General features: G+C 71.8%; 19 protein-coding genes. 13 read left to right on the top strand and 6 right to left on the bottom strand.

All coding sequences use genetic code 11. The features are described 5' to 3' along the window. Positions 1 to 30: 30 nt before the first annotated feature. The 4 genes from recG to sciP all read right to left on the bottom strand — a co-directional run bounded on the left by recG (position 31) and on the right by sciP (position 5,513). The gene (gene recG / locus DR046_RS10715; RefSeq protein WP_115382377.1) at positions 31 to 2,115 is read right to left on the bottom strand and encodes an ATP-dependent DNA helicase RecG; all 2,085 of its coding nucleotides are present in this window, start codon (positions 2,113 to 2,115) and stop codon (positions 31 to 33) included. Beyond that, complete coding sequence (ligA, locus tag DR046_RS10710) at positions 2,112 to 4,349, bottom strand: NAD-dependent DNA ligase LigA (protein ID WP_245190904.1); 2,238 nt, start codon at positions 4,347 to 4,349, stop codon at positions 2,112 to 2,114. Before ligA ends, recG begins: the two co-directional genes overlap by 4 nt. A gap of 78 nt (positions 4,350 to 4,427) precedes the next feature. Beyond that, positions 4,428 to 5,141 carry a response regulator transcription factor CtrA gene (gene ctrA, locus DR046_RS10705; RefSeq protein ID WP_115382376.1) on the bottom strand — a complete coding sequence of 238 codons (714 nt, stop codon included), beginning with the start codon at positions 5,139 to 5,141 and terminating at the stop codon, positions 4,428 to 4,430. Between the two features lie 93 nt (positions 5,142 to 5,234). After that, entirely contained in the window at positions 5,235 to 5,513 is a 279-nt protein-coding gene (sciP, locus tag DR046_RS10700) for a CtrA inhibitor SciP (RefSeq protein ID WP_115382375.1), read from the bottom strand. Between the two features lie 126 nt (positions 5,514 to 5,639). On the opposite strand from sciP, the gene mnmA reads away from it, so the two are divergent. The 5 genes from mnmA (at position 5,640) to DR046_RS10675 (ending at position 10,610) form a co-directional block, all read left to right on the top strand. After that, positions 5,640 to 6,776, top strand: a complete 1,137-nt coding sequence (gene mnmA / locus DR046_RS10695; RefSeq protein ID WP_115382374.1) for a tRNA 2-thiouridine(34) synthase MnmA — start codon at positions 5,640 to 5,642, stop codon at positions 6,774 to 6,776. 66 nt (positions 6,777 to 6,842) lie between these two features. Next, positions 6,843 to 8,438 carry a DEAD/DEAH box helicase gene (locus DR046_RS10690; RefSeq protein ID WP_115382373.1) on the top strand — a complete coding sequence of 532 codons (1,596 nt, stop codon included), beginning with the start codon at positions 6,843 to 6,845 and terminating at the stop codon, positions 8,436 to 8,438. 232 nt (positions 8,439 to 8,670) lie between these two features. After that, entirely contained in the window at positions 8,671 to 9,102 is a 432-nt protein-coding gene (locus DR046_RS10685; protein ID WP_115382372.1) for a DUF2852 domain-containing protein, read from the top strand. Positions 9,103 to 9,160: 58 nt separating this feature from the next. After that, positions 9,161 to 9,616, top strand: a complete 456-nt coding sequence (locus tag DR046_RS10680; protein ID WP_115382371.1) for an RDD family protein — start codon at positions 9,161 to 9,163, stop codon at positions 9,614 to 9,616. Between the two features lie 157 nt (positions 9,617 to 9,773). Beyond that, positions 9,774 to 10,610 carry an arginyltransferase gene (locus DR046_RS10675; RefSeq protein ID WP_115382370.1) on the top strand — a complete coding sequence of 279 codons (837 nt, stop codon included), beginning with the start codon at positions 9,774 to 9,776 and terminating at the stop codon, positions 10,608 to 10,610. A 61-nt stretch (positions 10,611 to 10,671) separates the two neighbouring features. On the opposite strand, the gene DR046_RS10670 is transcribed toward DR046_RS10675, so the two are convergent. Continuing rightward, positions 10,672 to 12,759 (bottom strand): divergent polysaccharide deacetylase family protein, encoded by a 2,088-nt coding sequence (locus tag DR046_RS10670; RefSeq protein ID WP_135227289.1) that lies wholly within the window; start codon positions 12,757 to 12,759, stop codon positions 10,672 to 10,674. 187 nt (positions 12,760 to 12,946) lie between these two features. Between DR046_RS10670 and DR046_RS10665 the strand changes: the two genes are divergently transcribed. The 6 genes from DR046_RS10665 to lexA all read left to right on the top strand — a co-directional run bounded on the left by DR046_RS10665 (position 12,947) and on the right by lexA (position 17,990). After that, positions 12,947 to 13,528: an anthranilate synthase component II gene (locus DR046_RS10665; protein ID WP_115382368.1), complete on the top strand. Its 582-nt coding sequence runs from the start codon at positions 12,947 to 12,949 to the stop codon at positions 13,526 to 13,528. Beyond that, positions 13,525 to 14,544 carry an anthranilate phosphoribosyltransferase gene (trpD, locus tag DR046_RS10660; protein ID WP_115382367.1) on the top strand — a complete coding sequence of 340 codons (1,020 nt, stop codon included), beginning with the start codon at positions 13,525 to 13,527 and terminating at the stop codon, positions 14,542 to 14,544. The genes DR046_RS10665 and trpD overlap by 4 nt, the downstream gene beginning before the upstream one ends. Next, on the top strand, positions 14,541 to 15,353 hold the full coding sequence (gene trpC / locus DR046_RS10655) for an indole-3-glycerol phosphate synthase TrpC (RefSeq protein ID WP_115382366.1): 813 nt from the start codon (positions 14,541 to 14,543) through the stop codon (positions 15,351 to 15,353). The genes trpD and trpC overlap by 4 nt, the downstream gene beginning before the upstream one ends. A gap of 166 nt (positions 15,354 to 15,519) precedes the next feature. Then, positions 15,520 to 15,999: a cyclic pyranopterin monophosphate synthase MoaC gene (moaC, locus tag DR046_RS10650; protein ID WP_115382365.1), complete on the top strand. Its 480-nt coding sequence runs from the start codon at positions 15,520 to 15,522 to the stop codon at positions 15,997 to 15,999. After that, a complete protein-coding gene (locus tag DR046_RS10645; protein WP_115382364.1) occupies positions 15,996 to 17,171 on the top strand; it encodes a molybdopterin molybdotransferase MoeA in 1,176 nt (391 codons plus the stop codon). Before moaC ends, DR046_RS10645 begins: the two co-directional genes overlap by 4 nt. Before the next feature lie 120 nt (positions 17,172 to 17,291). Beyond that, complete coding sequence (lexA, locus tag DR046_RS10640; RefSeq protein ID WP_115382363.1) at positions 17,292 to 17,990, top strand: transcriptional repressor LexA; 699 nt, start codon at positions 17,292 to 17,294, stop codon at positions 17,988 to 17,990. On the opposite strand, the gene DR046_RS10635 is transcribed toward lexA, so the two are convergent. Continuing rightward, on the bottom strand, positions 17,984 to 20,047 hold the full coding sequence (locus DR046_RS10635; RefSeq protein WP_115382362.1) for a ComEC/Rec2 family competence protein: 2,064 nt from the start codon (positions 20,045 to 20,047) through the stop codon (positions 17,984 to 17,986). The two genes, lexA and DR046_RS10635, sit on opposite strands and share 7 nt — an antisense overlap. Positions 20,048 to 20,154: 107 nt before the next feature. On the opposite strand from DR046_RS10635, the gene gltX reads away from it, so the two are divergent. Continuing rightward, positions 20,155 to 21,567 (top strand): glutamate--tRNA ligase, encoded by a 1,413-nt coding sequence (gltX, locus tag DR046_RS10630; RefSeq protein WP_115382361.1) that lies wholly within the window; start codon positions 20,155 to 20,157, stop codon positions 21,565 to 21,567. 84 nt (positions 21,568 to 21,651) lie between these two features. Then, positions 21,652 to 22,947: a citrate synthase gene (locus DR046_RS10625; protein WP_115382360.1), complete on the top strand. Its 1,296-nt coding sequence runs from the start codon at positions 21,652 to 21,654 to the stop codon at positions 22,945 to 22,947. The last annotated feature ends 41 nt before the right edge of the window (positions 22,948 to 22,988 follow it).

Below are 22,988 nucleotides of genomic sequence, written 5' to 3'. Positions count from 1 at the left end.
GGATCGGGAATATTCCGGGTCGGGCGCCGTTCACCCGACCGACAGCAGCCGCAGCGCCCGGTCCTGCTCGGTCAGCCACAGCAGCATCCGGGCGGCCCGGCCCCGCGCGCCCTCCAGCGCGGGATCGGCCGCCAGCAGGGCGCGGGCGTCTCGGCTGGCCAGCTCCATCAGGCCCGCCTGCCGCTCCAGGTCGGCGATCCGGAAGCGCGGCAGGCCTGATTGCGCGGTGCCGAGCACATCCCCCGCCCCGCGCAGCGCCAGATCCTCCTCGGAGATGCGGAATCCGTCCTCGCTCTCGCGCAGGACGCGCAGCCGCGCCTCCGCCGTCTGGCCCAGCGGGGGCTTGAACATCAGCAGGCAGGTCGAGGCCGCCGCCCCGCGCCCGACCCGGCCGCGCAGCTGGTGCAGTTGGGCGAGCCCGAAGGTCTCGGCCCGTTCGATGACCATGATCGAGGCGTTGGGCACATCGACGCCGACCTCGATCACGGTCGTCGCCACCAGCACGCTGGTGCGCCCGGCGACGAAGTCGGCCATCGCCGCGTCCTTCTCGGCGGGCGGCATCTGCCCGTGGATCAGCCCGACCACGCCCTCGCCCAGCGCCGCCCGCAGCGCGCGGAACCGCTCCTCCGCAGAGGTCAGGTCGGCCACCTCCGATTCCTCGACCAGCGGGCAGACCCAATAGGCCTGCCGCCCCTCAGCCACCGCCTTGCGCAGCCGCGCGATCACGTCGTCCATCCGCGTGACCGGCACCGCCGAGGTGGTGATCGGCGTGCGCCCCGGCGGCTTTTCGTCCAGCACGCTCAGGTCCATGTCGCCATATTGCGTCAGCGCCAGCGAGCGCGGGATCGGCGTCGCCGTCATGACCAGCACGTCGGTGCGCGCGTTCTTCTCGCCCAGCAGCAGCCGCTGGCGGACGCCGAAGCGATGCTGCTCGTCGATCACGGCGAGGCGCAGGTCGGCGAAGGTCACGTCCCGCTGGAACACGGCGTGGGTGCCCACGAGGATCCGGATCGCGCCGGAGGCCAGCGCCTCCAGCTTCGCCGCCCGCTCCGCCCCCTTGTCGCGCCCGGTCAGCACCTCCAGCACGACACCGGCCGCCTCGGCCAGGGGGCGCAATCCCGCCGCATGCTGGCGCGCGAGGATCTCGGTCGGCGCCATCATCACGCCCTGCCCGCCGGCCTCGACCGCGGTCAGCAGCGCCATCAGCGCGACCAGCGTCTTGCCCGCGCCGACATCGCCCTGCAGCAGCCGGTTCATCCGCCGCGGCGCGGCCATGTCGCCTGCGATCTCGTCGATGGCCCGCATCTGTGCGCCCGTCGGCTGGAACGGCAGCCGTTCCAGCACCCGCCGCCGCAGCCGCCCGTCCCCCTCGGTCACGACCCCGCTGCGCGCCCGGTCGCGCGCCCGCGCCAGCGCCAGCGTCAGCTGGTGCGCGAAGAGCTCGTCATAGGCCAGCCGCTGCCGCGCGGGCGCGGTGGCGGCCAGATCCTTCGCGCCTTCGGGATGATGCGCGGCCTGAAGGGCCTCGACGAAGCCCGGCCAGCCCTTGTCCTTCAGCAGATGCGCGTCGATCCATTCCTCCAGCGGCGGCACCCGGGTCAGCGCCGCCGCCGCCGCCTTCGCCATCACGCGCCCCGTCACGCCGGCCGTCAGCGGATAGACCGGCTCATAGGCGGGCAGTATCTCGGCCTCGGTCAGGACATGGTCGGGATGCGGCATCTGTCCCACGCCGTCATAGAGTTCGACCTTGCCGGACAGGATGCGCCGCTGCCCCGTCGGCAGCGTCCGGGCGTGCAGGTCGGCGGAGCCGCGGAAATAGACGACCTGGAAGCTGGTCTTCGCGTCCTCGACCTCGATCCGGTAGGGGCGGCCGCGCGTGGCCGGCGGGATGTGGCGCCCGACCGTGACCGGCACGGTGACGATGCCGGGGATCGCCGCGTCGCGGATCGACGCGACCGGCGTCCGGTCCACCCCGCCGACCGGCAGGGTGAAGATCAGGTCGCGCGGCGTCGCGATCTGCAGGTTCGCCAGCAGCTTCGCGGTCTTCGGGCCGACCCCCGGCAGCGTCTCGATACCGGCGAAGAGCGGGAACAGCGGCTCGGGCCGTCCGCTCATGCGCCGATCAGGGCGAGCCAGCCGTCCTCGTCGATCATCTCGATGCCCAGCGCCTCGGCCTTGGCGCCCTTCGAGCCCGCCCCCGGCCCCGCCACGACGAGATCGGTCTTGGCCGAGACCGAGCCCGAGACCTTCGCCCCCAGCGCCTCGGCCCGTGCCTTGGCCTCGGCGCGGGTCATCCGCTCCAGCGTGCCGGTGAAGACGATGGTCTTGCCCGCGACCGGGCTGGCCTCCGCGACCTTCTCGGGGGCGGAGATGTCGAGCTCCGCGACCAGCGCGTCGATGGCCCTGCGCTCCTGTTCGGAGGACATCGCGTCGCAGAGCGCCAGCGCCAGCGTCGCGCCGATGCCGTCGATGCCGGTCAGGTCGTCCCAGGCGGCGCGGGCTGCCTCGGGCACCTCGGCCCAGGCGGCGGCACGCGCCTCGGAGATCCGGGCGCGGCGGCCTTCCTCGGCGGCCTGCGCCCGTTCGGCCAGCACCGCCTCCTCGGCGACGCGGTGGCGGGCGGCGGCGGGGGCCGCGGCGTCGACGGCGGCGGCGAAGGCGTCCCAGCCCTGGAAGTGCCGCGCCAGGTCGCGGCCCGCGACCTCGCCCAGGTGGCGGATGCCCAGCGCGAACAGCACCTTGGCCAGGGGTTGGGACCGGGCCGCCTCGATGGCGGAGAAGAGGTTCGCGGCCGAGGTCTCGCCCCAGCCTTCGAGGTTCGCGACAGTCTGCAACCCGCTGCCGTGCCGCGCCTGCAGCGTGAAGATATCGGCGGGGGCGCGGACCCAACCCAGTTCGTGGAAGCGCTCGACCTCCTTGTCGCCCAGGCCGTCGACATCCAGTGCGCCGCGCGAGACGAGGTGTTTCAGCCGTGCGACCCGCTGGGCGGGACAGATCAGACCGCCGGTGCAGCGCCGCACGCTCTCGCCCGGCTCGCGGGTGGCAGGGCTACCGCAATCGGGACAGGCCTCGGGGAAGGCGAAGGGCGTGGCGTCGGGCGGCCGCGCGGACAGGTCGACGTCGCGCAACTTGGGGATGACGTCGCCGGCGCGATAGACCTCGACCCGGTCGCCGATGCGCAGGTCCGCACCGCCGCGGATCGGCATCCCGTCCGAGGCGCGCCCGGCGATGTAGTCCTCGTTGTGGAGCGTCGCATTGGACACGACGACGCCGCCCACCGTCACCGGCTCCAGCCGCGCGATCGGGCTCAGCGCGCCGGTGCGGCCGACATTGATGTCGATGCCGAGAAGGCGGGTCCAGGCCGTCTCGGCCGGGAACTTGTGCGCGATGGCCCAGCGCGGCGTCGTCGAGCGAAAGCCCAGCCGCGCCTGCAGTGCCAGATCGTCGACCTTGTAGACGACGCCGTCGATGTCGTAGCCCAGCTCCGCCCGCCGCGCGGCGATGTCGTCGTAGCGGGCAATCAGCGCCGCCGGGCCCTCGGCGAGCGTGGTCTCGGGGTTGGTCCGGAAGCCCAGCGCCTTCAGGCGGGCCAGCGCGCCGGACTGGGTGTCGGCCAAGGGCTCGGAGGTCGTGCCCCAGGCATAGGCGAAGAACCGCAGCGGCCGGCTGCGCGTGATCTCCGCGTCGAGCTGGCGCAGCGAGCCGGCGGCGGCGTTGCGCGGATTGGCGAAGACCTTGCCGCCGGCTTCCGCCTGCCGGGCGTTCAGCGCGGCGAAGTCGGCATGGGACATGTAGATCTCGCCCCGGACCTCCAGCACCTCCGGCGCGCCCTCCAGCCGGTCGGGGATGTCGGCGACGGTGCGGACGTTGCCGGTGACGTCCTCGCCGATCTCGCCGTCGCCGCGCGTGGCCCCGCGCACGAGCTGCCCCCCCTCGTAGCGGACCGAAAGCGACAGGCCGTCGATCTTCGGCTCGGCGGTATAGGCCAGCGGTGCCTCCGGGCCGAGGCCGAGATAGCGGCGGATGCGGGCGTCGAACTCGACCACCTCCTCGGCGGCGAAGGCGTTGCCGAGCGACAGCATCCGCACCTCGTGCGCGACCTTGCCGAACCCTTCCGCCGGCGCGGCGCCGACCTGGTCGCTGGGGCTGTCGGGGCGCTTGAGCGCGGGAAACCGCGCCTCGATGGCGGCGTTCCGGCGCTTGAGCGCATCGTATTCCGCATCCGAAATCTCGGGCGCGTCCTCGGCGTGATAAGCCCGGTTGGCCGCGCCGAGTAGCCCCGCGAGCCTTGCGAGCTCGGCCTCGGCCGCGGCGGCGTCCAGCGTCTCGATATCCTGCTCGGCCGTCACCTCGCCCTCCCGCACGTCGCGCTTAGAAGGGTGATATGGGTCGCGGTCCCGCCTTTCCAGCGATTCGACCGCGCGCCTTCAGGCGGACATCAGTCCCCGGTTTCCGCCGGTGGTGACCTGCGGGTCGCGCAGCACGTAGCCGCGGCCCCAGACCGTCTCGATATGCGTCTCGCCGCCGGTCGCCTCGGAAAGCTTCTTGCGCAGCTTGCAGATGAAGACGTCGATGATCTTCAGCTCCGGCTCGTCCATGCCGCCGTAAAGGTGGTTGAGGAACATCTCCTTGGTGAGCGTCGTCCCCTTGCGCAGCGACAGCAGCTCCAGCATCTGGTATTCCTTGCCGGTCAGATGGACGGCCCGCCCGTCGACCTCGACCGACTTCGCGTCCAGATTGACCTCGACCTGGCCGGTGCGGATCACCGATTGCGAATGTCCCTTCGACCGCCGGACGATGGCGTGGATGCGCGCGACCAGCTCGTCCCGGTGGAAGGGCTTGGTCATGTAGTCGTCCGCGCCGAAGCCGAAGCCCTTGATCTTGTTCTCGGTGTCGTCCGAGCCCGACAGGATCAGGATCGGGGTCTCGATCCGGCTGAGCCGAAGCTGCTTGAGGACCTCGTGCCCGTTCATGTCCGGCAGGTTCAGGTCCAGCAGGATCAGGTCGTAGTCATACAACCGCGCGAGATCGATCCCCTCCTCCCCCATGTCGGTGGAGTAAACGTTCAGATTGGCAGATCCGAGCATCAGTTCGATGCTCTTCGAGGTCGTGGGATCGTCTTCGACGAGCAGAATTCGCATGGCTTGCTCCAGGCGCGGCGTGGGACTTCGTCAACCTTGACGCCAAAACGTTAACTTTAGGTTACCATGAACCTCTGGCCGAAATCCGCAACCTCAGCCCTGGCGGAACTGCTGCAGCAGCGTGGTTTTCAGGCCTTCCGTCCCGTGACGGGACACCGCCGCGGCCCAGGCGGCGTATTCCTCTTCCGAGAGTTCATAGCGCTCCATCGCCTCTTCAAGGGTCATGAGCCCCGATTCGATCCCCATCACGACCAGCGCCTTGCGGCGCGCGACCCATCGGGTCGTGCCCGCGGGCGGCAGGTCGGCCCGCGACATCTGGGTCCCGTCGGGCAGGGTGACGACGCGCGGACCCGGCCCCTTCCTGAGATACATGACCTTCACCTCCTTGTTGCGCCTGCGGTCCTATGTCCCGCGCGGGCGTTAAGCGGGGGTGAAGCGGGTGCTTGAGAATAGTTCGACTTTTCCTATATCGGGACGCGCACGCGAAAGGCCCGCCCCATGCTCGACAGCTCGCTCAATTCCCTTGGCCTGCCCAAGGCGCCCGCCGATACGCGGGTCGTGGTCGCCATGTCGGGCGGCGTCGATAGTTCGGTCGTGGCCGCACAGCTTGCCGAGGAAGGCTATGACGTCGTCGGCGTGACGCTGCAGCTCTACGACCACGGCGCGGCGCTTGCGAAAAAGGGCGCCTGCTGCGCGGGCCGCGACATCCACGACGCGCGCCGCGTGGCCGAGACGATGGGCTTTCCGCATTACGTGCTCGACTACGAGAACACCTTCCGCGACGCCGTCATCGACGAGTTTGCCGACAGCTATCTGGGCGGCGCGACTCCCGTGCCCTGCATCCGCTGCAATGAGCGGGTGAAGTTCCGCGACCTGCTCGAGACGGCGAAGGATCTCGACGCCGACTGCATGGCGACCGGCCATTACATCCAGCGCCAGCTCGGCTCGCACGGCCCCGAGTTGCATCGCGCCGCCGACCCGGTGCGCGACCAGTCCTATTTCCTGTTCTCGACCACGGCGGAGCAGCTCGACTACCTGCGCTTTCCGCTGGGCCACCTGCCCGACAAGGCCGCGACCCGGGCGCTGGCGCAGCGCTACGGGCTGCCGGTGGCCGACAAGCCCGACAGCCAGGACATCTGCTTCGTGCCGAACGGCGACTATGCCGCCGTGATCGAGAAGCTGCGCCCCGGCGCGGGCGAGCCGGGCGCCATCGTCGACGTCGAGGGGCGTGAGCTCGGCCGCCATGATGGCGTGATCCGCTACACGATCGGCCAGCGGAAGGGCCTCGGCATCGGTGGGCTGACCGAGCCGCTCTATGTCGTGAAGCTGGATCCCGAGGCACGGCAGGTCGTCGTCGGCCCGAAATCGCATCTCGCCACACGGCTGGTCCCCCTGCGGGAGATCAACTGGCTGGGCGATGAACCGCTCGACTCGCGCCCGGAATGGCACATTGGCGTCAAGGTCCGCTCCACCCGCCCGCCCCGCGAGGCGATCCTGCGGCCCAAGGCCGACGGGACGGCGGAGGTCGAGTTGCTGACGCCCGAGGAAGGCGTCTCTCCGGGCCAGGCCTGCGTCTTCTACGACATGGACGGCACCCGCGTCTTCGGCGGCGGCTGGATCTGGCGCGGCTACTGACGCTGCGTCCACGCAACGATTTTCCGTCCGGCGCGTTCCCCGGTGCAGCCTCAGGGACCGCGCCCGATGACCCAGACCCTCAGCGACCGCGACCGCGACCTTCTCTTCGGCGCCGGCCCCGTCCAGCCGGGTGACGCCGTCGTCCATTTCGAGCACGGGCTCGCCAGCTACGACGGCGAGACCGAGCTGGAGGTCGAGGGCGTCACCCAGCGCCTCGCCGTCTTCGTCTACCGCAACGGCGGCAAGCTGATGCTGCCCGCGATCGAGGGCCGGGACTTCTGGCCCTATGGCGCGCCCGCAGGCGACGTGACGCTCGACCGGCTGGATGCGGGTGACTGGATCGCGCGGCGCGACGAGATGATCGCCGAGCTGCGGGACCATGCGGGCCACCTGCTCGAGGAACATCGCGCGCGGCACGCCCATGACGCCCGGCCCCTCCGCCCGGACGAGGCCGCGATGACGCGCTTTGCCGAGACCTTCCCCCACGAGGAGACGGAGGACCAGGCCCGCGCCATCGCCGCCACGCTGGCGGACCTCGCCCGGGACGTGCCGATGAACCGGCTGGTGATCGGCGATGTCGGCTTCGGCAAGACCGAGATCGCGGTGCGCGCCGCGGCGGCCTGCATCCTCGCCGGCCACCAGGTCGCGATGGCCGCGCCGACGACGGTTCTGGCACGTCAGCATTTCGACGGGATGCGCAGCCGCCTCAAGGAGATCGGCGCGGAGGTGGTGGAGCTGTCGCGCCTCTCCTCCGCGTCCGAGAGCGCCGAGGCCCGCGCCCGCATCGCCTCGGGCGAGGCGCGGATGGTCGTCGGCACCTCGGCGCTGCTCTCCGAGGAGATCGCCTTCGACAACCTCGCGCTGGTGATCGTCGACGAGGAGCAGAAGTTCGGGCGCGAGCAGAAGGCGGCGCTCTCGGCGCTCGCGCCTGGCTGCCACCTTCTCGGCATGACGGCGACGCCGATCCCCCGGTCGCTCGCCGCGGCGGAGGTCGGGCTGCTCGACGTCTCGGTCCTGGCCGAGCCGCCGAAGGCGCGCCGCCCGGTCGAGACGCGAATCGCCGCGCCCTCCGACGATCTGCTGCGCGAGGCCGTGACCGAAGAGGTCGCGCGCGGCGGGCAGGTCTATGTCGTCGCGCCCCGGATCGAGGGGCTGGAGCGGATCGACGCCCGGCTCGACGCCCTGGACGGGATCAGCCATGCCGTCGCCCATGGCCAACTCTCCGAGGCGGAGCTGGAGACGCAGACGCTCGCCTTCGCCGAGGGCCGCGTCGACGTGCTGCTGTCGACGGCCATCGTCGAGAACGGGCTCGACAACCCGCGCGCCAACACGATGGTCGTCTACGACGCGGAGCTTTTCGGCCTGTCGCAGCTCCACCAGCTGCGCGGACGGATCGGGCGGAGCGACCTGCAGGCGAAGATGCTGCTGCTGACTGGGCTGGACCTTCACGACGAGGAAAGCGGGGCGGTCGCGCGGTTGAAGACCTTCACCGGGATCTCAGGTCTGGGCGGCGGCTTCCGCATCTCGCGCGCGGATCGCGACCTGCGCGGCTTCGGAGCGCTCGACGGCGACGAACAGTCGGGCCAGGTCTCGCGCCTCGGCATCGGCCTCTACAGGCACATTTTGCGGGAGCATCTTTCGACGGAGGCGGAGGACGCATAGACGACCGGGGAGCCGATCCCGCTCCGGAACCTCCGGCCGCCTTCCTCGCAGCCATTCCGGGCCGGAGACGCCCCCGATCGTGGGAGCTTCCGGTCGGGCGCCGGAGCGACCATCGCCCCGGGATGTAAACCCGCTTAACTTTTTTCGCCCCGCCCCCCTTGTCCCTCCCCGGAGCCTTCCCATCTTCCCTCATGTGAAAGGAATTCACATCCAACCCGAACGGAGATTGCCGATGACCCATTCCCCCGCCTATGCCGAGATGCCGCGCGGCAATTGGTTCACCCGCACCGAAGCCTGGCTCGACGAGCGCGGCAAGGGCGCCTGGATTGCCCTGATGGTCCTGGGCTTCATCTTCTTCTGGCCCGCAGGCCTCGCCCTTCTCGCCTACATGATCTGGAGCAAGCGCATGTTCAACCGCACCGGAACCTCGATGACCTGCGGCTCGCGCCGCGCCCGCGGCACGATGACCCGCATGCGCTCCTCGGGCAACGCCGCCTTCGACAGCTACAAGGCGGACACGCTGCGCCGCCTGGAAGAAGAGCAGGAAGCCTTCGAGGCCTATCTGCAGCGCCTGCGCGAGGCCAAGGACAAGGCCGAGTTCGACCAGTTCATGAACGACCGCGCCCGGCGCTCCGGCTCCGACGACACGACCGTCGACGCCTGAGCCCGCCGCCGGCCCCTTCGGGGGCCGGCCCGCCACCCGCATTCACCCCGAGGGAGCCATGACCTTTCTTGACGCCCGCAGCGCCACAGGCCTGCCCGACCCCCATCACCAGCCGGAATTCTACGACGGCATCGTCGTCAAGCGCGGCCTGGCCTGGGTGGTCGACGTCCTGCTCATCACCTTCGCCACCTTCCTGCTGGGCATCGTGACGCTGTCGCTCGCCTGGTTCCTCTGGCCCATCGCCTCGCTGGCGGTCGGTGCGCTCTACCGGGTGACGACGCTGGCGAACCGCTCGGCGACCTGGGGCATGCGCCTGATGGGCGTGGAACTGCGCGACCATCACGGCCGCCGCTTCGACGGGCCGACGGCGCTGCTGCACGTGATCGGCTACTACGCGTCGATCTCCTTCCTGCTGCCGGCGCTGGGCTCGGTCGCGGCGATGCTGGTGACAGACCGGCGCCAGGGGCTGACCGACCTCGTGATGGGCACGGCGGCAATCAACCGCCCGTCCTGAGCCCCCATCCGCAACCGACGGACAATCCGGCCCTTTCGGGCCGGATCTTGCAGGATCGGGCGGCGGAACCGGCGGAACCCGCCGCATCCTCGCCGCAAAACCGATTGACCTGCGGCGGCCTCCGGCTAGGCTCCCGAAAACACCGAGGACCCCCGCCATGCGCCACAGCCTGCCGCTGACGCCGCAATTCTACGTGACGGCGCCACAGGCCTGCCCCTACCTCCCCGGCCGGAGGGAGCGCAAGCTGTTCACCGCGCTGCAGGGCTCCGGCGCGGCGGATCTGAACGACAAGCTGTCGAAGCAGGGCTTCCGGCGATCTCAGAACGTGCTCTACCGCCCGTCCTGCTCGGACTGCGCGGCCTGCCTGTCGGCGCGCATCCGCGTGGCCGACTTCGCGCCCAGCCGGTCGCAGCGCAAGGTGCTGCGCCGCAACGCGAAGCTCCGGCGCGAGGTCAACTCGCCCTGGGCGACCGAGGCGCAGTTCGCGCTCTTCCGCCACTATCTGGAGCGGCGGCATGCCGATGGCGGCATGGCGGACATGGACATCTTCGAGTTCGCCGCGATGATCGAGGAGACCCCGATCCGCACCCGCGTCATCGAATACTGGGACGATGCGGCGGACCCCGCCGATGGCCGCGCGGCGTCGAAGCTGCGGGCCGTGTGTCTGACCGACGTGCTCGATGACGGGCTGTCGATGGTCTATTCCTTCTACGACCCCGACGTGCCGCAGGACAGTCTCGGCACCCATATCATCCTCGATCATGTCGAGATCGCCCGCGAGGCGGGGCTGCCCTATGTCTATCTCGGCTACTGGGTCCCGGGCTCGCCGAAGATGGGCTACAAGGCCCATTTCAAGGCGCTGGAGATCTACAAGGAACGCCGCTGGCAGCCGATCGGCAACCCTTCGGACCATGACCGGGAGACGCATCCCCTGTCGGTCGAGCCTATCTCCGAACAGGTCGCGCAGATCGACCTGCCCGCCGTCGCGGGCTGACGCGGGCGCATCCCGGCCGCTCCGCCTGTCGTTCAGATTGACGGAGCGCCGCGCCTGCGCCCTAGAAACCGCTCTCCGACGCCAGCAGCACCGCGCTCACCGGCGCCAGCGCGACCGTGTCCGCCCGCCGCCCCAGCGACCAGGACAGCAGCGCCGTCACCATCGCGGGCCGGGTCCGCCCGACCACGATGACCTGCCCCGTCTCCGCAGCCTCGAAGGTGGCGCGGTCGAGATAGCGGGTCAGCACCGTCGCCCGCTCCCCGCCCTCGTCGACGACGCGATAGACGGCCTCCGAGGGCACGCCCTCGCGCTCGGCGCGGTCCAGCCCGTCGCCCAGCCCGCCGCCATAGCCGACGAGGCCCAGCCCCGCCTCGGCCATCGGCGGCACCAGCGCCGACAGGGCCGTCCCGTTGCGCACGAACCCGTCGGAGCGGCGGTCGAGCACCCCCACCGCCTGCGGCAGCGCCGCCTGCGCGTCCAGCACCGCGGCCGCGATCTCGCCCGGCGCGCCCGCGACCGGCAGCCCCTCGGCCAGCATCAGCACCTCGTGCCCGGCCTCCCGATAGGCCTGCGCGACCTCGGCCGCGTCGGGCCGCGCCGGGTCGACGGCGAAGGTCAGCGGCATGTCGAGCGCGAGCAGCGCGCTGCGCGACACCCCGCCCTCGGGATCGTCGATGAGCACGACCGAGAAGAGCGGCTTGCCGTCCGGGTTCTCGAAGGCCGCCGCCTGCTCCGTCAGCGCGCGCCCGCCGCCCGGGGCGGGGGCCGGCTCGGCCGCGGGCGCCACCGAGGGCTCACGCGCGCTGTCGAGCAGGATGCGCCGCGGCACGACCCGCACCGGCGCATCGGCCGCCCCTTCCGCTCCGCGCTCGACCGGCCCGTCCCGGAAGGCGGGGGCCGGCTCGGGACGCGATCCGGGGGAAAGCGCGGCGGGCACCGAGATCCGTTCCAGCACGGCGGGCGCCCCGGCCGGGGGCTCCTCCGCCGGGATCGCCGCCTCCGTCCCGGGCGCGGCGGAGAGGCGCGGCGCGGTTCCCCCGGCGGGCAGATCGGACCCCGTCGCGGCGCCTGCAAGGTCCGCCCCGTCGGCCGGGAGAGGCGCCTCGGTCGCGCCGACGCGCTCCGCGACCGCGGGCGGCCCGGCCAGCGGCTCGGCCGGGCCGGTGTCGATGGCGGCCAGCACGTCCGGGGCACCGCCGGCTGGCGCTTCTTCCGACCGGCTGCGCGGCGCGGCCTCGGCCCGTTCGACAGGCAGCACGGGTGTCTCGCCCGCCGAAGGTCCGCCGCCCGCCGGGGCCTGCCCCACGCCCTCGAGCACGACCGGAGCCTCCGACCCCGTCTCCGCCAGCGGCGCGGCCGAACCCGTGTCGATGACAGCCTGCACGTCCAGTGCGCCGCCCGCGGGCGCCTCCTCCGAAAAACCGCGCGGCGCGGCCTCGACCCGTTCGACAGGCAGCGCGGGTGTCTCCCCGGCCGAAGGCCCGCCGCTCGCCGGGGCCTGCCCCACGCCCTCGAGCACGACCGGAGCCTCCGACCCCGCGGCCGGGCCGGACCCGGTTTCGGCCGGCAATGTTTCCGACACCACGCGCGCCGCCTCGTCCTCCGGCGCGTCCGGCACGCGCGTGTCGAGGGAGGCGTCCTCCGGCGCCTCCCCGATCGGCACCACCTCCCGGAACGTCCGCGGCGCGGTCTCCTCGACCGGGGCGGGCAGCGCCGGCGCCTCGCCCGCCTCGGGCACGAGGACCCCCGCGACCACGGTGCCCGGCACCGGCGCCGCCCCGCTGGAGGTGTCGGGCGCGGGCGCCGCCACCGGCCCCTCGGCCGCGGGCCGCGAGACCGGCGCCGAGGCGAAGCCGCGCGCGGCCTCTCCCGCATCCGGGGCGACGGGCTGGAAATCCTCGCGCGGGCGGTTGAACTGGCTCCCCGCCGGGATGGCGAGCTCCACGGCCTCGTCGGTCGCGGGCTCCGCCGCCTGCGCCTCGGGCGGCGCCCGTTCCGGCAAGGCCTCGGGCCGGGCGGGGGCGGTCCGCTCGACCTCCGCCATCGCAGGCGGCTCGGGCCGCGCGCCCGGCGCGCCGACCAGGGGCTGCGGCCCCTGCCTCGCCGTGGGCGCGATCAGCGACGCGCCGGCCAGCACGATCGCCGACACTCCGGCCGCCGTCGTCGCCCCTCTGATAAGCCCCCGTAGCATCCGAATAGCCCTTCCCTGCCGATAACCCGCACGCGGCCCCGCTCGGCCGCGCCGACCCTGCTTGACCCTGCCCCCGGGCCGCAGGCATGTATAGCCCCGCGCGCCGCCCCTGGCACCCCGTCCGGCGCCCGAGGGAGGAACCGGCTTGCTGCTGCTCATCGACAATTACGATAGCTTCACCTGGAACCTCGTCCATTACGTTGCGGAACAGGGTGCCGAGGTGCGCGTCATACGCAACGACGCGATGAACGTACAGGAAGCGATGGGGCTGAACCCCGCCGGCGTGTTGCTCAGCCCCGGCCCCTGCGACCCCGACCAGGCGGGGATCTGCCTGCCGATGGTGCAGGCCTGCGCCGAGACCGGCACCCCGCTTCTGGGCGTCTGCCTCGGCCACCAGGCCATCGGCCAGGCCTTCGGCGGCCGCGTCGTGCGCGCGGGCCAGATCGTCCACGGCAAGCTCGGCCGGATGGAGAACGACGGCACCGGCGTCTTCGCGGGCCTGCCCGCCGCCTTCGACGCCACCCGCTACCACTCCCTGATCGTGGAGCGCGCCACCCTGCCCGACGCCCTGAAGGTCAACGCCCAGCTCGCCGACGGCACCATCATGGGCCTGCGCCACGAGAGCCTGCCGATCCACGGCGTCCAGTTCCACCCCGAGAGCATCGCGTCCCAACACGGCCACGCGCTGCTCAAGAACTTCCTCGACCTGCTCCCGGTCCTCGCATGACCGACCTGAAGCGCCTGATCGACGCCGCCCCCGACCGCGCCCTGACGCGCGAGGAGGCGGAGTCCGCCTTCGCCGCCTTCTTCGACGGCGACGCCACCCCTGCCCAGATCGCGGGCTTTCTGATGGCGCTCCGCACCCGCGGCGAGACCACCGCCGAGATCGCCGCCGCCGCCGCCGCGATGCGCGCGCGCTGCAACAAGGTCTCCGCGCCGCCGGGCGCGATGGACATCGTCGGCACCGGGGGCGACGGCAAGGGCACGCTGAACATCTCGACCGCCACCGCCTTCGTGGTCGCGGGCGCAGGCGTGCCCGTGGCCAAGCACGGCAACCGCAACCTGTCGTCGAAATCGGGCGCCGCCGACGTGCTGACCCAGATGGGGATCGAGGTGAATGTCGGCGCCGCCGTGGCCGAGCGGGCGCTGAACGAGGCGGGCATCTGCTTCATGATGGCGCCGATGCACCACCCGGCCACGCGCCACGTCATGCCCGTCCGGTCCGAACTCGGCACCCGCACGGTGTTCAACGTGCTCGGCCCGCTCACCAATCCGGCGGGCGTGAGGATGCAGCTCACCGGCGCCTTTTCGCCCGCGCTGATCCGTCCCATGGCCGAGGTGCTGCGCGACCTGGGCTCGGTCTCGGCCTGGCTCGTCCACGGCCATGACGGCACCGACGAGATCTCCATCGCCGGGCCGACCTCGGTCGCCGTCCTCTCCGAGGGCGAGATCAGCGAGATCGAGATCACGCCCGACGACGCGGGCCTGCCGACCCATCCGTTCGAATCGATCCTGGGCGGCGACCCCGCCGAGAACGGCCGCGCCTTCCGCGCCCTGCTCGAGGGGAAGCTCTCGCCCTATCGCGATGCGGTGCTGCTCAACGCCGCCGCGGCGCTGCTGGTCGCGCGGGTGGTCTCCGACCTGCCCGAGGGGGTCGACATGGCGGCCTCCTCCATCGATACCGGCGCGGCGATGGCCAAGGTGGACGCCCTGGCCCGGATCACCCGGAAGGACCCCGCATGAGCGCGCCGACCATCCTCGACAAGATCAAGGCCTACAAGCTGGAGGAGATCGCCGCCCGCAAGTCCGCCCGGCCCCTCTCCGAGATCGAGACCGAGGCCCGCGCCGCCGACCCCGTCCGCCCCTTCGGCGAAGCGCTGCGCCAGGCCAGCATCGAGGGTTACGGCCTCATCGCCGAGATCAAGAAGGCCAGCCCCTCCAAGGGCCTGATCCGGGCCGAGTTCGACCCGCCCGCGCTCGCCCGGGCCTATGCCGAAGGCGGCGCGACCTGCCTTTCGGTGCTGACCGACGGCCCGTCCTTCCAGGGCGACGACCGGTTCCTGATCGAGGCCCGCGCAGAGGTCGACCTGCCGGTGCTGCGCAAGGACTTCCTCTACGACCCCTGGCAGGTGGTCGAGAGCCGGGCGCTGGGCGCCGACTGCATCCTGATCATCCTGGCCTCCGTCTCCGACGCGCAGGCCGCCGAGCTGGAGGCGGCGGCGACCGAATGGGGCATGGACGCGCTGATCGAGATCCACAACGCCGAGGAACTGGCGCGAGCCGAACGCCTCTCCTCCCGCCTCCTCGGCATCAACAACCGCGATCTCAATACCTTCGTCACCGATCTTCAGGTGACGCGGGACCTGTCGCGCCGCGCGCCGGTCGACCGGATGCTGGTCTGCGAATCCGGCCTGTCGACGCCCGAGGACCTGGCCGAGATGGCACGCTACGGCGCCCGCAGCTTCCTCGTCGGCGAAAGCCTGATGCGCCAGCCCGACATCGCCACCGCGACCCGCGCCCTGCTCGCCACGCCGCTCCGGGCGATGCGATGACCCCGGAGCGCCTCGCCATCCTCCTCCGCCTCAACCTCTCGTTAAGGTTAACGCGCCGCCCCCTCCTTCTTCCCTCCGCAAATATCCCGGGGGCTCCGGGGGCTGGCCCCCGGTCCCTCCGCCAGCGCCGCCGTGCCGCGCCCAGGCCCAACCCCGTCGGACCGGCATGACCCTCACGCATTTCGACGCGACGGGCGCGGCACACATGGTCGACGTTTCTGCCAAGGACGTCACCGACCGCGTCGCCGTGGCCGAGGGCGCGGTGACGATGGCGCCCGAGACGCTCGCCCTCGTGACCAGCGGCACCGCGAAGAAGGGCGACGTGGCCGGCGTGGCGCGGCTGGCCGGGATCATGGCGGCCAAGCGGACCGCCGAACTGATCCCGCTCTGCCATCCCCTGCCGCTCTCGAAGGTCTCGATCGAGATCGAGCCGGACGAATCCCTCCCCGGCCTGCGCCTCGTCGCCACCGTCGGCACGACCGGCCGCACCGGCGTCGAGATGGAGGCGCTGACCGCCGTCTCCCTCGCCTGCCTCACGGTCTACGACATGCTGAAGGCGGCGCAGAAGGACATGGTGATCGGTCCCGTCCGGCTGCTGGCGAAGACGGGCGGCAAGTCGGGCGACTGGCAGGCCGGCGCCCCGTGATCCCGGTCGAGGAGGCGCGCGCCCGGCTGATGGCGCTGGTCTCGCGGCCGGCTCCGGAAGAGGTTCCGCTCCGCGCCGCAGCGGGTCGCGTGCTGGCCGGCCCGGTCGCCGCGCGCCAGACCCAGCCCCCCTTCGCCGCCTCGGCCATGGACGGCTACGCCGTGGCGGGCGAGGCCGCGGTCGGCGACGCCTTCGAAGTGATCGGAGAGGCGGCGGCAGGCCATCCCTTTTCCGGCCGCGTCGGCCCCGGCCAGACGGTCCGCATCTTCACCGGCGCCCCCCTGCCCGACGGCGCGACCCGCATCGTCATCCAGGAGGACATCACCCGCGACGGCGACTGCGCGACCGTGACCGCCGACCCCGGCCCCACGACCCATGTCCGCCCGGCGGGCGGCGACTTCGCCGCAGGCACGCCCTTCCACCGGGACGCTCCGCTCGGCCCCCGCGACATCGCCCTGCTCGCCGCGATGGGCCACGCCCGCGTCCCCGTCGCGCAGAGGCCGGTCGTCGCGATCCTGATGACCGGGGACGAGCTGCGCCCGCCCGGCGCGCCGCTCGGCCCCGGAGAGATCACCGCCTCCAACGGCTACGGCCTCGCCGCCACGGTCGAGGCGCGGGGGGCCGAGGCGCGCCTCCTGCCGATCGCGCGGGACACGGCCGAAAGTCTTGCCACCGCCATCGCGCTGGCCCGGGGCTCGGACCTGCTGCTGACCGTCGGCGGCGCGTCGGTCGGCGACCACGATCTCGTCGCGGGCGCGCTGCAGGCGGCGGGCATGGCGCCCGACTTCCACAAGGTCGCCATGCGTCCCGGCAAGCCGCTGATGGCCGGGCGGCTCGGCGGCATGGCCGTGGTCGGCCTGCCCGGCAACCCGGTCTCGGCGATGGTCTGCACCCGGGTCTTCGTCCTGCCGATGCTGCGCCGCATGCTCGGCCTGCCGGACGAGGACGCGCCCGCGACGCGCCCCCTCGCCGCTCCGGTCGGCGCGAACGGCCCGCGCCAGCACTACATGCGCGCGCGGGTCGAGCCCGGCGGATCGGTGCGCGTCGCCGACCGGCAGGACAGCTCGCTGCTGTCGGTGCTTGCCTCGGCCGACGCTCTGGTCATCCGCCCGCCCCACGCGCCCGAGGCGGCCGAGGGCATGGCCGTCCCGGTGCTCGACCTGTCCGACTGAACGTCCGACGCGGATCACCCGTGGATCACCCGTCGGTCCGACATGAAATCGTTGACACGAAACCGGAACCTTACTAGAACGAAAGCGGATCACATCGAGAGAAGTACGGGAGTCCCGGACATGCTGACGCGCAAGCAACGCGACCTGCTGGCCTTCATCCACAAGCGCGTTCAACGCGACGGCGTCCCCCCGTCCTTCGACGAGATGAAGGACGCGCTGGATCTCCGTTCCAAGTCGGGGATCCACCGCCTCATCACCGCTCTGGAGGAGCGGGGCTTCATCCGCCGCCTCGCCCACCGCGCCCGCGCCATCGAGATTGTCCGCTTGCCAGAAGACCTCGCCAAATCAACGGGTTTCCAGCCCCGCATCATCGACGGCGACCTGCCCGACGAGGCCCCGGCCGCACCGTCCTCGGCCCGCCCGGTATCCGTGGACGCCCGCGAGGTGCCGCTCATGGGCCGCATCGCCGCCGGTGTCCCGATCGAGGCGATCAGCGACGGCTCCGGCCAGGTCGCCGTCCCCGGCCACATGCTCGACCGCGGAGGCGAGCATTACGCGCTGGAAGTGAAGGGCGATTCCATGATCGACGCCGGCATCAACGACGGCGACGTCGTCGTCATCCGCGAACAGGGCACCGCCGACAACGGCGACATCGTCGTCGCCCTCGTCGACGGTCATGAGGCGACGCTGAAGCGCTATCGCCGCGCCAAGGGCATGATCGCGCTGGAGGCGGCGAATGCTGCCTACGAGACCCGGATGCTGCCCGAGGACCGCGTCCGCGTGCAGGGCCGCCTCGTGGGGCTCATCCGCAGCTACTGAGCCGCGCGCCAGGCGGCGGTCCAGGGCCGGAGGCCTTGCCGTTCCGCCGCCGTCTCGACCCGCCTGCCGTCTAGGTGGAAGGCGATGGAGCCGGTCTCGCGCAGGCGCAGTTCGTCGAAGATCGCGCATCCCGGCGCCGGCGCCTCGACCCTGACCGGCGTGACGATCCAGGCGCCATCCTTGCGGCAATCGGCGAGCGCCTCGGGAAGGCCCGTCTTGCCGCGCAGCGCGATCACGCGCGGCAGGCCCGGGACCGGCCCCTCGCGCGCCGCTGCCCCGGCCTGGCTCAACGCGTCGCCGTCGTTTTCGAGCCAGACCTCCGCGGCAAATCCCGCCCCGCTCCCGCGGCTGAGCCAGCGGCCCTCTTCCGTCATTGCGCCGACCAGTCGCCCGTCGCCCGCGATCAGCAGGTCCGGCCGGGGGCTTGCCCACCAGAACCCCGCGGCCGCGGCAAGGCAGGCGAGGCCGACGAGGCGCCCCCAGCGGACCGCGCAGGCGAGCAGCGTCATGCCGAGGCCGAGCAGCGGCAGCACCCTGGCGCCCGGCGCCTGCACATGGCCGACCGAGCCCGGCAGCGCCGCGACGATGCGCGCGACCTCGATGACGTAGCCGATGCCGAGTCCCGCCAGCCAGAGCGGGCCGGATTCCAGCCCCAGCGGCCAGAGCAGCAGCCCGACGAGCAGGAGCGGCATGACCAGGGTGCCCATCGCGGGGACGGCGAGCAGGTTGGCGAGCAGGCCGTATTGCCCGAACCGATTGAAGTGCAACGCCGCGATGGGCCCGGTCGCGAGCCCCGCGACCAGCGACGAGACGAAGAGCGACAGCACCGTGCCGCGCCAGCCGGACATCCAGCCCCCCAGGGACTCGCGCCGGTCGGACAGGGCGCGGAAGGCCAGGACCAGCGCGCCCGTCGCGGCGAAGGACATCTGAAATCCCGGACCGGTCAGCGATTCGGGCCGCCAGGCCAGCACGACCAGCGCCGCAAGCGCGACGGAGCGCATTGACAGCGCCCGGCGGCCGAGGACGATGGCGCCGAGCATGACCAGCGCCATGACGAAGGCGCGCTGCGTCGCGACCGATGCGCCGGAGAGCAGCAGGTATGCCGCCGCGACCGGGATCGCGGCGAGCGCCGCCCAGATCCGGATCGGGTGGCGCAGCGCCACTGCGGGCCAGAGCGCGAGTCCCCCGCGCACGGCCCAGAAGACGAAGCCGACGATCAGGCCCATATGCAGCCCCGAGATCGCCAGCAGATGCGCGAGGTTGGAGCGGCGCAGCGCCTCCGTCACCTCTTCCGGCATGCCGGAGCGGTCGCCGGTGACGAGCGCGGCGGCGACCTCGCCGCGCTCGCCCGGCAGCCTGACGCGCAGCCCCTCGGCTAGGTCGCGGCGAAGGCGGCCGATCCAGACCGAAGGGCCAAGATCAGGCGCCGCGGCCTCCAGCACGGGCACGCGGGTGTAGCCGATGGCGCCGAGCTGCAGGAACCAGGCGTGGCGCTGGAAGTCGAAGCCGCCGGGTTCCACCGGGCCGTTCGGGGCGGAGAGATGCGCGGTGGTCATCACCCGCGTCCCGGGCCGCGGATCCGCCCCGGCCTCGCCGTGGAGCGAGATCCGGACGCGGAGCGGCGTCTCCGCCGGGCCGAGGCCGTCGAGCCGGACGCGGTCCAGCGTCAGGCGCACCGCCTCCGAGGCGGAGCGGTCGATGGTGACGACGCGGCCCTCGACGGCGCCGTAGTAGCGGAAGTCGAGCACCGGCCCGGCGACGATGGCGCTGCGGAGCGAACCTGCCAGCGTGCCGGCCACGAGCGCCGCGAGCAGCAGGGGAAGCACCCCGACCGAGGCGCGAAGGAGCAGCGCCAGCCCACCGAGACCGGCCACGAGCACCGCCAGCCCGGCGAGCTGCGCCGCCGCGGGCTCCACCGGCAGGGCGAAGTAGAGGCCGATCCCGGTGCCCCAGGCCAGCGCGAGCCAGAGAAGGCGCCGCCCGCGCAGCCCCTGGCAGGCCGCGACCAGCCGGTCGGGCAGCGTGGCGCGCGAGGCGAGCGCGGCGGCCGGGTCCATCCTTGTCCTCCGCGAACGCGGCCCATAGAACCGCCCCCGATCCTGGCCCGCGTCTGGTTACCAAACCGTTAACCGCGCCAGGCGCCCACCTGCCTTCGGAGACCCGCATGTCCGACCCCGTCGTCACCCGCTTCGCCCCCTCGCCGACCGGGTTCCTGCATATCGGAGGTGCGCGGACGGCGCTGTTCAACTGGCTCTACGCGCGCGGGCGCGGTGGCAGGTTCCTTCTGCGGATCGAGGACACCGACCGCGCGCGCTCGACCGAGGCGGCGACGCAGGCGATCTTCGACGGGCTGCGCTGGCTGGGGCTCGACTGGGACGGCGAGGCCACGAGTCAGGCCGCGAGCGCCCCGCGCCACGCCGAGGTCGCGCAGGCGATGCTGGCGGCCGGCCACGCCTATCGCTGCTTTTCCACCCAGGAGGAGATCGAGGCCTTCCGCGAAGCGGCCCGGGCCGAGAACCGCTCCACCCTGTTCCAGAGCCCCTGGCGCGACGTGCCCGAGGCCGAGCATCCCGACGCGCCCTTCGCGATCCGGCTGCGTGCCCCGCGCGAGGGCGAGACGGTGATCGAGGACGCCGTCCAGGGCCGCGTGGTGACGCGCAACGACCAGCTCGACGACATGGTGCTGCTGCGCTCGGACGGGACGCCGACCTACATGCTGGCCGTGGTGGTCGACGACCACGACATGGGCGTGACGCATGTGATCCGGGGCGACGACCATCTGGTGAACGCCGCGCGGCAGGCCCAGATCTACCGCGCGATGGGCTGGGCCGAGCCGGTCTGGGCGCATATCCCGCTGATCCACGGCGCCGACGGGAAGAAGCTGTCGAAGCGGCACGGCGCGCTGGGCGTCGAGGACTACGCGGCCATGGGCTTTCCCGCCCCGGCCCTGCGCAACTACCTCGCCCGGCTGGGCTGGAGTCATGGCGACGACGAGTTCTTCACCGACGAGCAGGCGAAGGAATGGTTCGACCTGAGCGGCATCGGCCGGGCGCCCGCGCGGCTGGATCTCAAGAAGCTGGAGAACATCTCGGGGCAGCATCTGAGCGCGATGGCGGATGACGAGATCGTCGCCGCCGCGCTGGACTTCGCCGCGCGCGACGGCCGTCCTGCGCCGAACCGGGCCCGGCTGGCCGCCGCCGTGCCCGTGGTCAAGGAGGCGAGCCGGACCCTGCCGCAGCTTCTGGACCGCGCCCATTTCGCCCTTACCGAACGGCCGGTCGTGCCGGACAAGAAGGCGGCTCAGGCGCTGGATCCGGTATCCCGTGGTATACTGGACGAATTGACGCCGCAGCTGCAAAATGCTAGCTGGACGCGCGAGGCGTTGGAGGGCACCGTGGGTGACATCGCACAGGCCAACGGCCTCGGGCTCGGCAAGCTGGCGGCGCCCCTGCGGGCCGCCCTGGCCGGCCGGACGGCCACGCCCAGCGTCTTCGACATGATGCTCGTCCTCGGACGGGCCGAGACCTTGGCCCGTCTGACCGACGCGGCCGCGGCACAGGGGGCGCAGGCCGACTGAACGCCTGACGACAACCGGCACGAAACTGTGCCCGATCAATAAGTTGCCACCCGAATCACGGCGACCGGGGACGAAAGGACGATCATGGCAGATACCGACAAGACGGCGACGCTCACCTTGGGCAACGAGAGCTGGGAGCTGCCGGTCCACAGCCCGACCGAAGGCCCCGACGTGGTCGATATCGGCAAGCTCTATGCCCGCGCCGGTGTCTTCACCTACGACCCCGGCTTCACCTCCACCGCCGCCTGCGAGAGCGCGATCACCTATATCGACGGCGACGAGGGCATCTTGCTGCATCGCGGCTATCCGATCGGGCAACTGGCCGAGAAGTCGCATTATCTCGAGGTCTGCTACCTGCTGCTCTACGGTGACCTGCCGTCGGCCGAGCAGCTCGAGGATTTCGAGAATCGTGTGACGATGCACACGATGATCCACGAGCAGATGCACAACTTCACCCGTGGCTTCCGCCGCGACGCGCATCCTATGGCGATCATGGTCGGCATGGTCGGCGCGATGTCGGCCTTCTACCACGACTCGACCGATATCTCGGATCCGTGGCAGCGCGAGGTCGCCTCGATCCGCCTGATCGCGAAGATGCCGACGATCGCGGCGATGGCCTACAAGTATTCGATCGGCCAGCCCTTCGTCTATCCGAGCAACGCGCTCGACTACGCGTCGAACTTCCTGAAGATGTGCTTCTCGGTCCCGGCTGAGGAATATCACGTCGACCCGATCCTCGCCCGCGCGATGGACCGGATCTTCACGCTGCACGCCGATCACGAGCAGAACGCCTCGACCTCGACGGTGCGGCTGGCCTCCTCCTCGGGCGCGAATCCTTTTGCCTGCATCGCCGCCGGCATCGCCTGTCTCTGGGGGCCCGCCCATGGCGGCGCCAACCAGGCCTGCCTGGAGATGCTGCGCGAGATCGGGAGCGTCGACCGCATCCCCGAATTCATCGCCCGCGCCAAGGACAAGAACGACCCGTTCCGCCTGATGGGCTTCGGCCATCGGGTCTACAAGAACTTCGACCCGCGCGCGACCGTGATGAAGCAGTCCGCCGACGAGGTGCTGGAGCTGCTCGGCGTCGAGAACAACCCGACCCTGCAGGTCGCCAAGGAGCTGGAGAAGCAGGCGCTCGCCGATCCCTACTTCGCCGAGAAGAAGCTGTTCCCGAACGTCGATTTCTACTCGGGCATCATCCTCGAGGCGATGGGCTTCCCCACCTCGATGTTCACGCCGATCTTCGCCCTGTCGCGGACCGTGGGCTGGGTCGCTCAGTGGAAGGAACAGCTGTCGGACCCGGCGCTGAAGATCGGGCGTCCGCGCCAGCTCTATACGGGGCCGTCGATGCGCGACTACGTCGAGGTCGAGAACCGGTAAGGCCCGGCGACCCCTCGGTGCGGCGGATTGGAAACAGTCCG

This window comes from Jannaschia formosa (assembly GCF_003340555.1).
Classification (GTDB): domain Bacteria; phylum Pseudomonadota; class Alphaproteobacteria; order Rhodobacterales; family Rhodobacteraceae; genus Jannaschia; species Jannaschia formosa.
Note: the sequence above shows the minus strand (reverse complement) of the source record. Positions and strands in the feature narration are given on the sequence as shown.

What these genes read in the sequence shown, in the direction of transcription:
- recG (WP_115382377.1), bottom strand. Translation starts at nt 2,115, where the DNA reads ATGAGCGGACGGCCCGAGCCGCTGTTCCCGCTCTTCGCCGGTATCGAG.
- ctrA (WP_115382376.1), bottom strand. Translation starts at nt 5,141, where the DNA reads ATGCGAATTCTGCTCGTCGAAGACGATCCCACGACCTCGAAGAGCATC.
- sciP (WP_115382375.1), bottom strand. Translation starts at nt 5,513, where the DNA reads ATGTATCTCAGGAAGGGGCCGGGTCCGCGCGTCGTCACCCTGCCCGAC.
- mnmA (WP_115382374.1), top strand. Translation starts at nt 5,640, where the DNA reads ATGCTCGACAGCTCGCTCAATTCCCTTGGCCTGCCCAAGGCGCCCGCC.
- DR046_RS10690 (WP_115382373.1), top strand. Translation starts at nt 6,843, where the DNA reads ATGACCCAGACCCTCAGCGACCGCGACCGCGACCTTCTCTTCGGCGCC.
- DR046_RS10685 (WP_115382372.1), top strand. Translation starts at nt 8,671, where the DNA reads ATGACCCATTCCCCCGCCTATGCCGAGATGCCGCGCGGCAATTGGTTC.
- DR046_RS10680 (WP_115382371.1), top strand. Translation starts at nt 9,161, where the DNA reads ATGACCTTTCTTGACGCCCGCAGCGCCACAGGCCTGCCCGACCCCCAT.
- DR046_RS10675 (WP_115382370.1), top strand. Translation starts at nt 9,774, where the DNA reads ATGCGCCACAGCCTGCCGCTGACGCCGCAATTCTACGTGACGGCGCCA.
- trpD (WP_115382367.1), top strand. Translation starts at nt 13,525, where the DNA reads ATGACCGACCTGAAGCGCCTGATCGACGCCGCCCCCGACCGCGCCCTG.
- trpC (WP_115382366.1), top strand. Translation starts at nt 14,541, where the DNA reads ATGAGCGCGCCGACCATCCTCGACAAGATCAAGGCCTACAAGCTGGAG.
- moaC (WP_115382365.1), top strand. Translation starts at nt 15,520, where the DNA reads ATGACCCTCACGCATTTCGACGCGACGGGCGCGGCACACATGGTCGAC.
- lexA (WP_115382363.1), top strand. Translation starts at nt 17,292, where the DNA reads ATGCTGACGCGCAAGCAACGCGACCTGCTGGCCTTCATCCACAAGCGC.
- DR046_RS10635 (WP_115382362.1), bottom strand. Translation starts at nt 20,047, where the DNA reads ATGGACCCGGCCGCCGCGCTCGCCTCGCGCGCCACGCTGCCCGACCGG.
- gltX (WP_115382361.1), top strand. Translation starts at nt 20,155, where the DNA reads ATGTCCGACCCCGTCGTCACCCGCTTCGCCCCCTCGCCGACCGGGTTC.
- DR046_RS10625 (WP_115382360.1), top strand. Translation starts at nt 21,652, where the DNA reads ATGGCAGATACCGACAAGACGGCGACGCTCACCTTGGGCAACGAGAGC.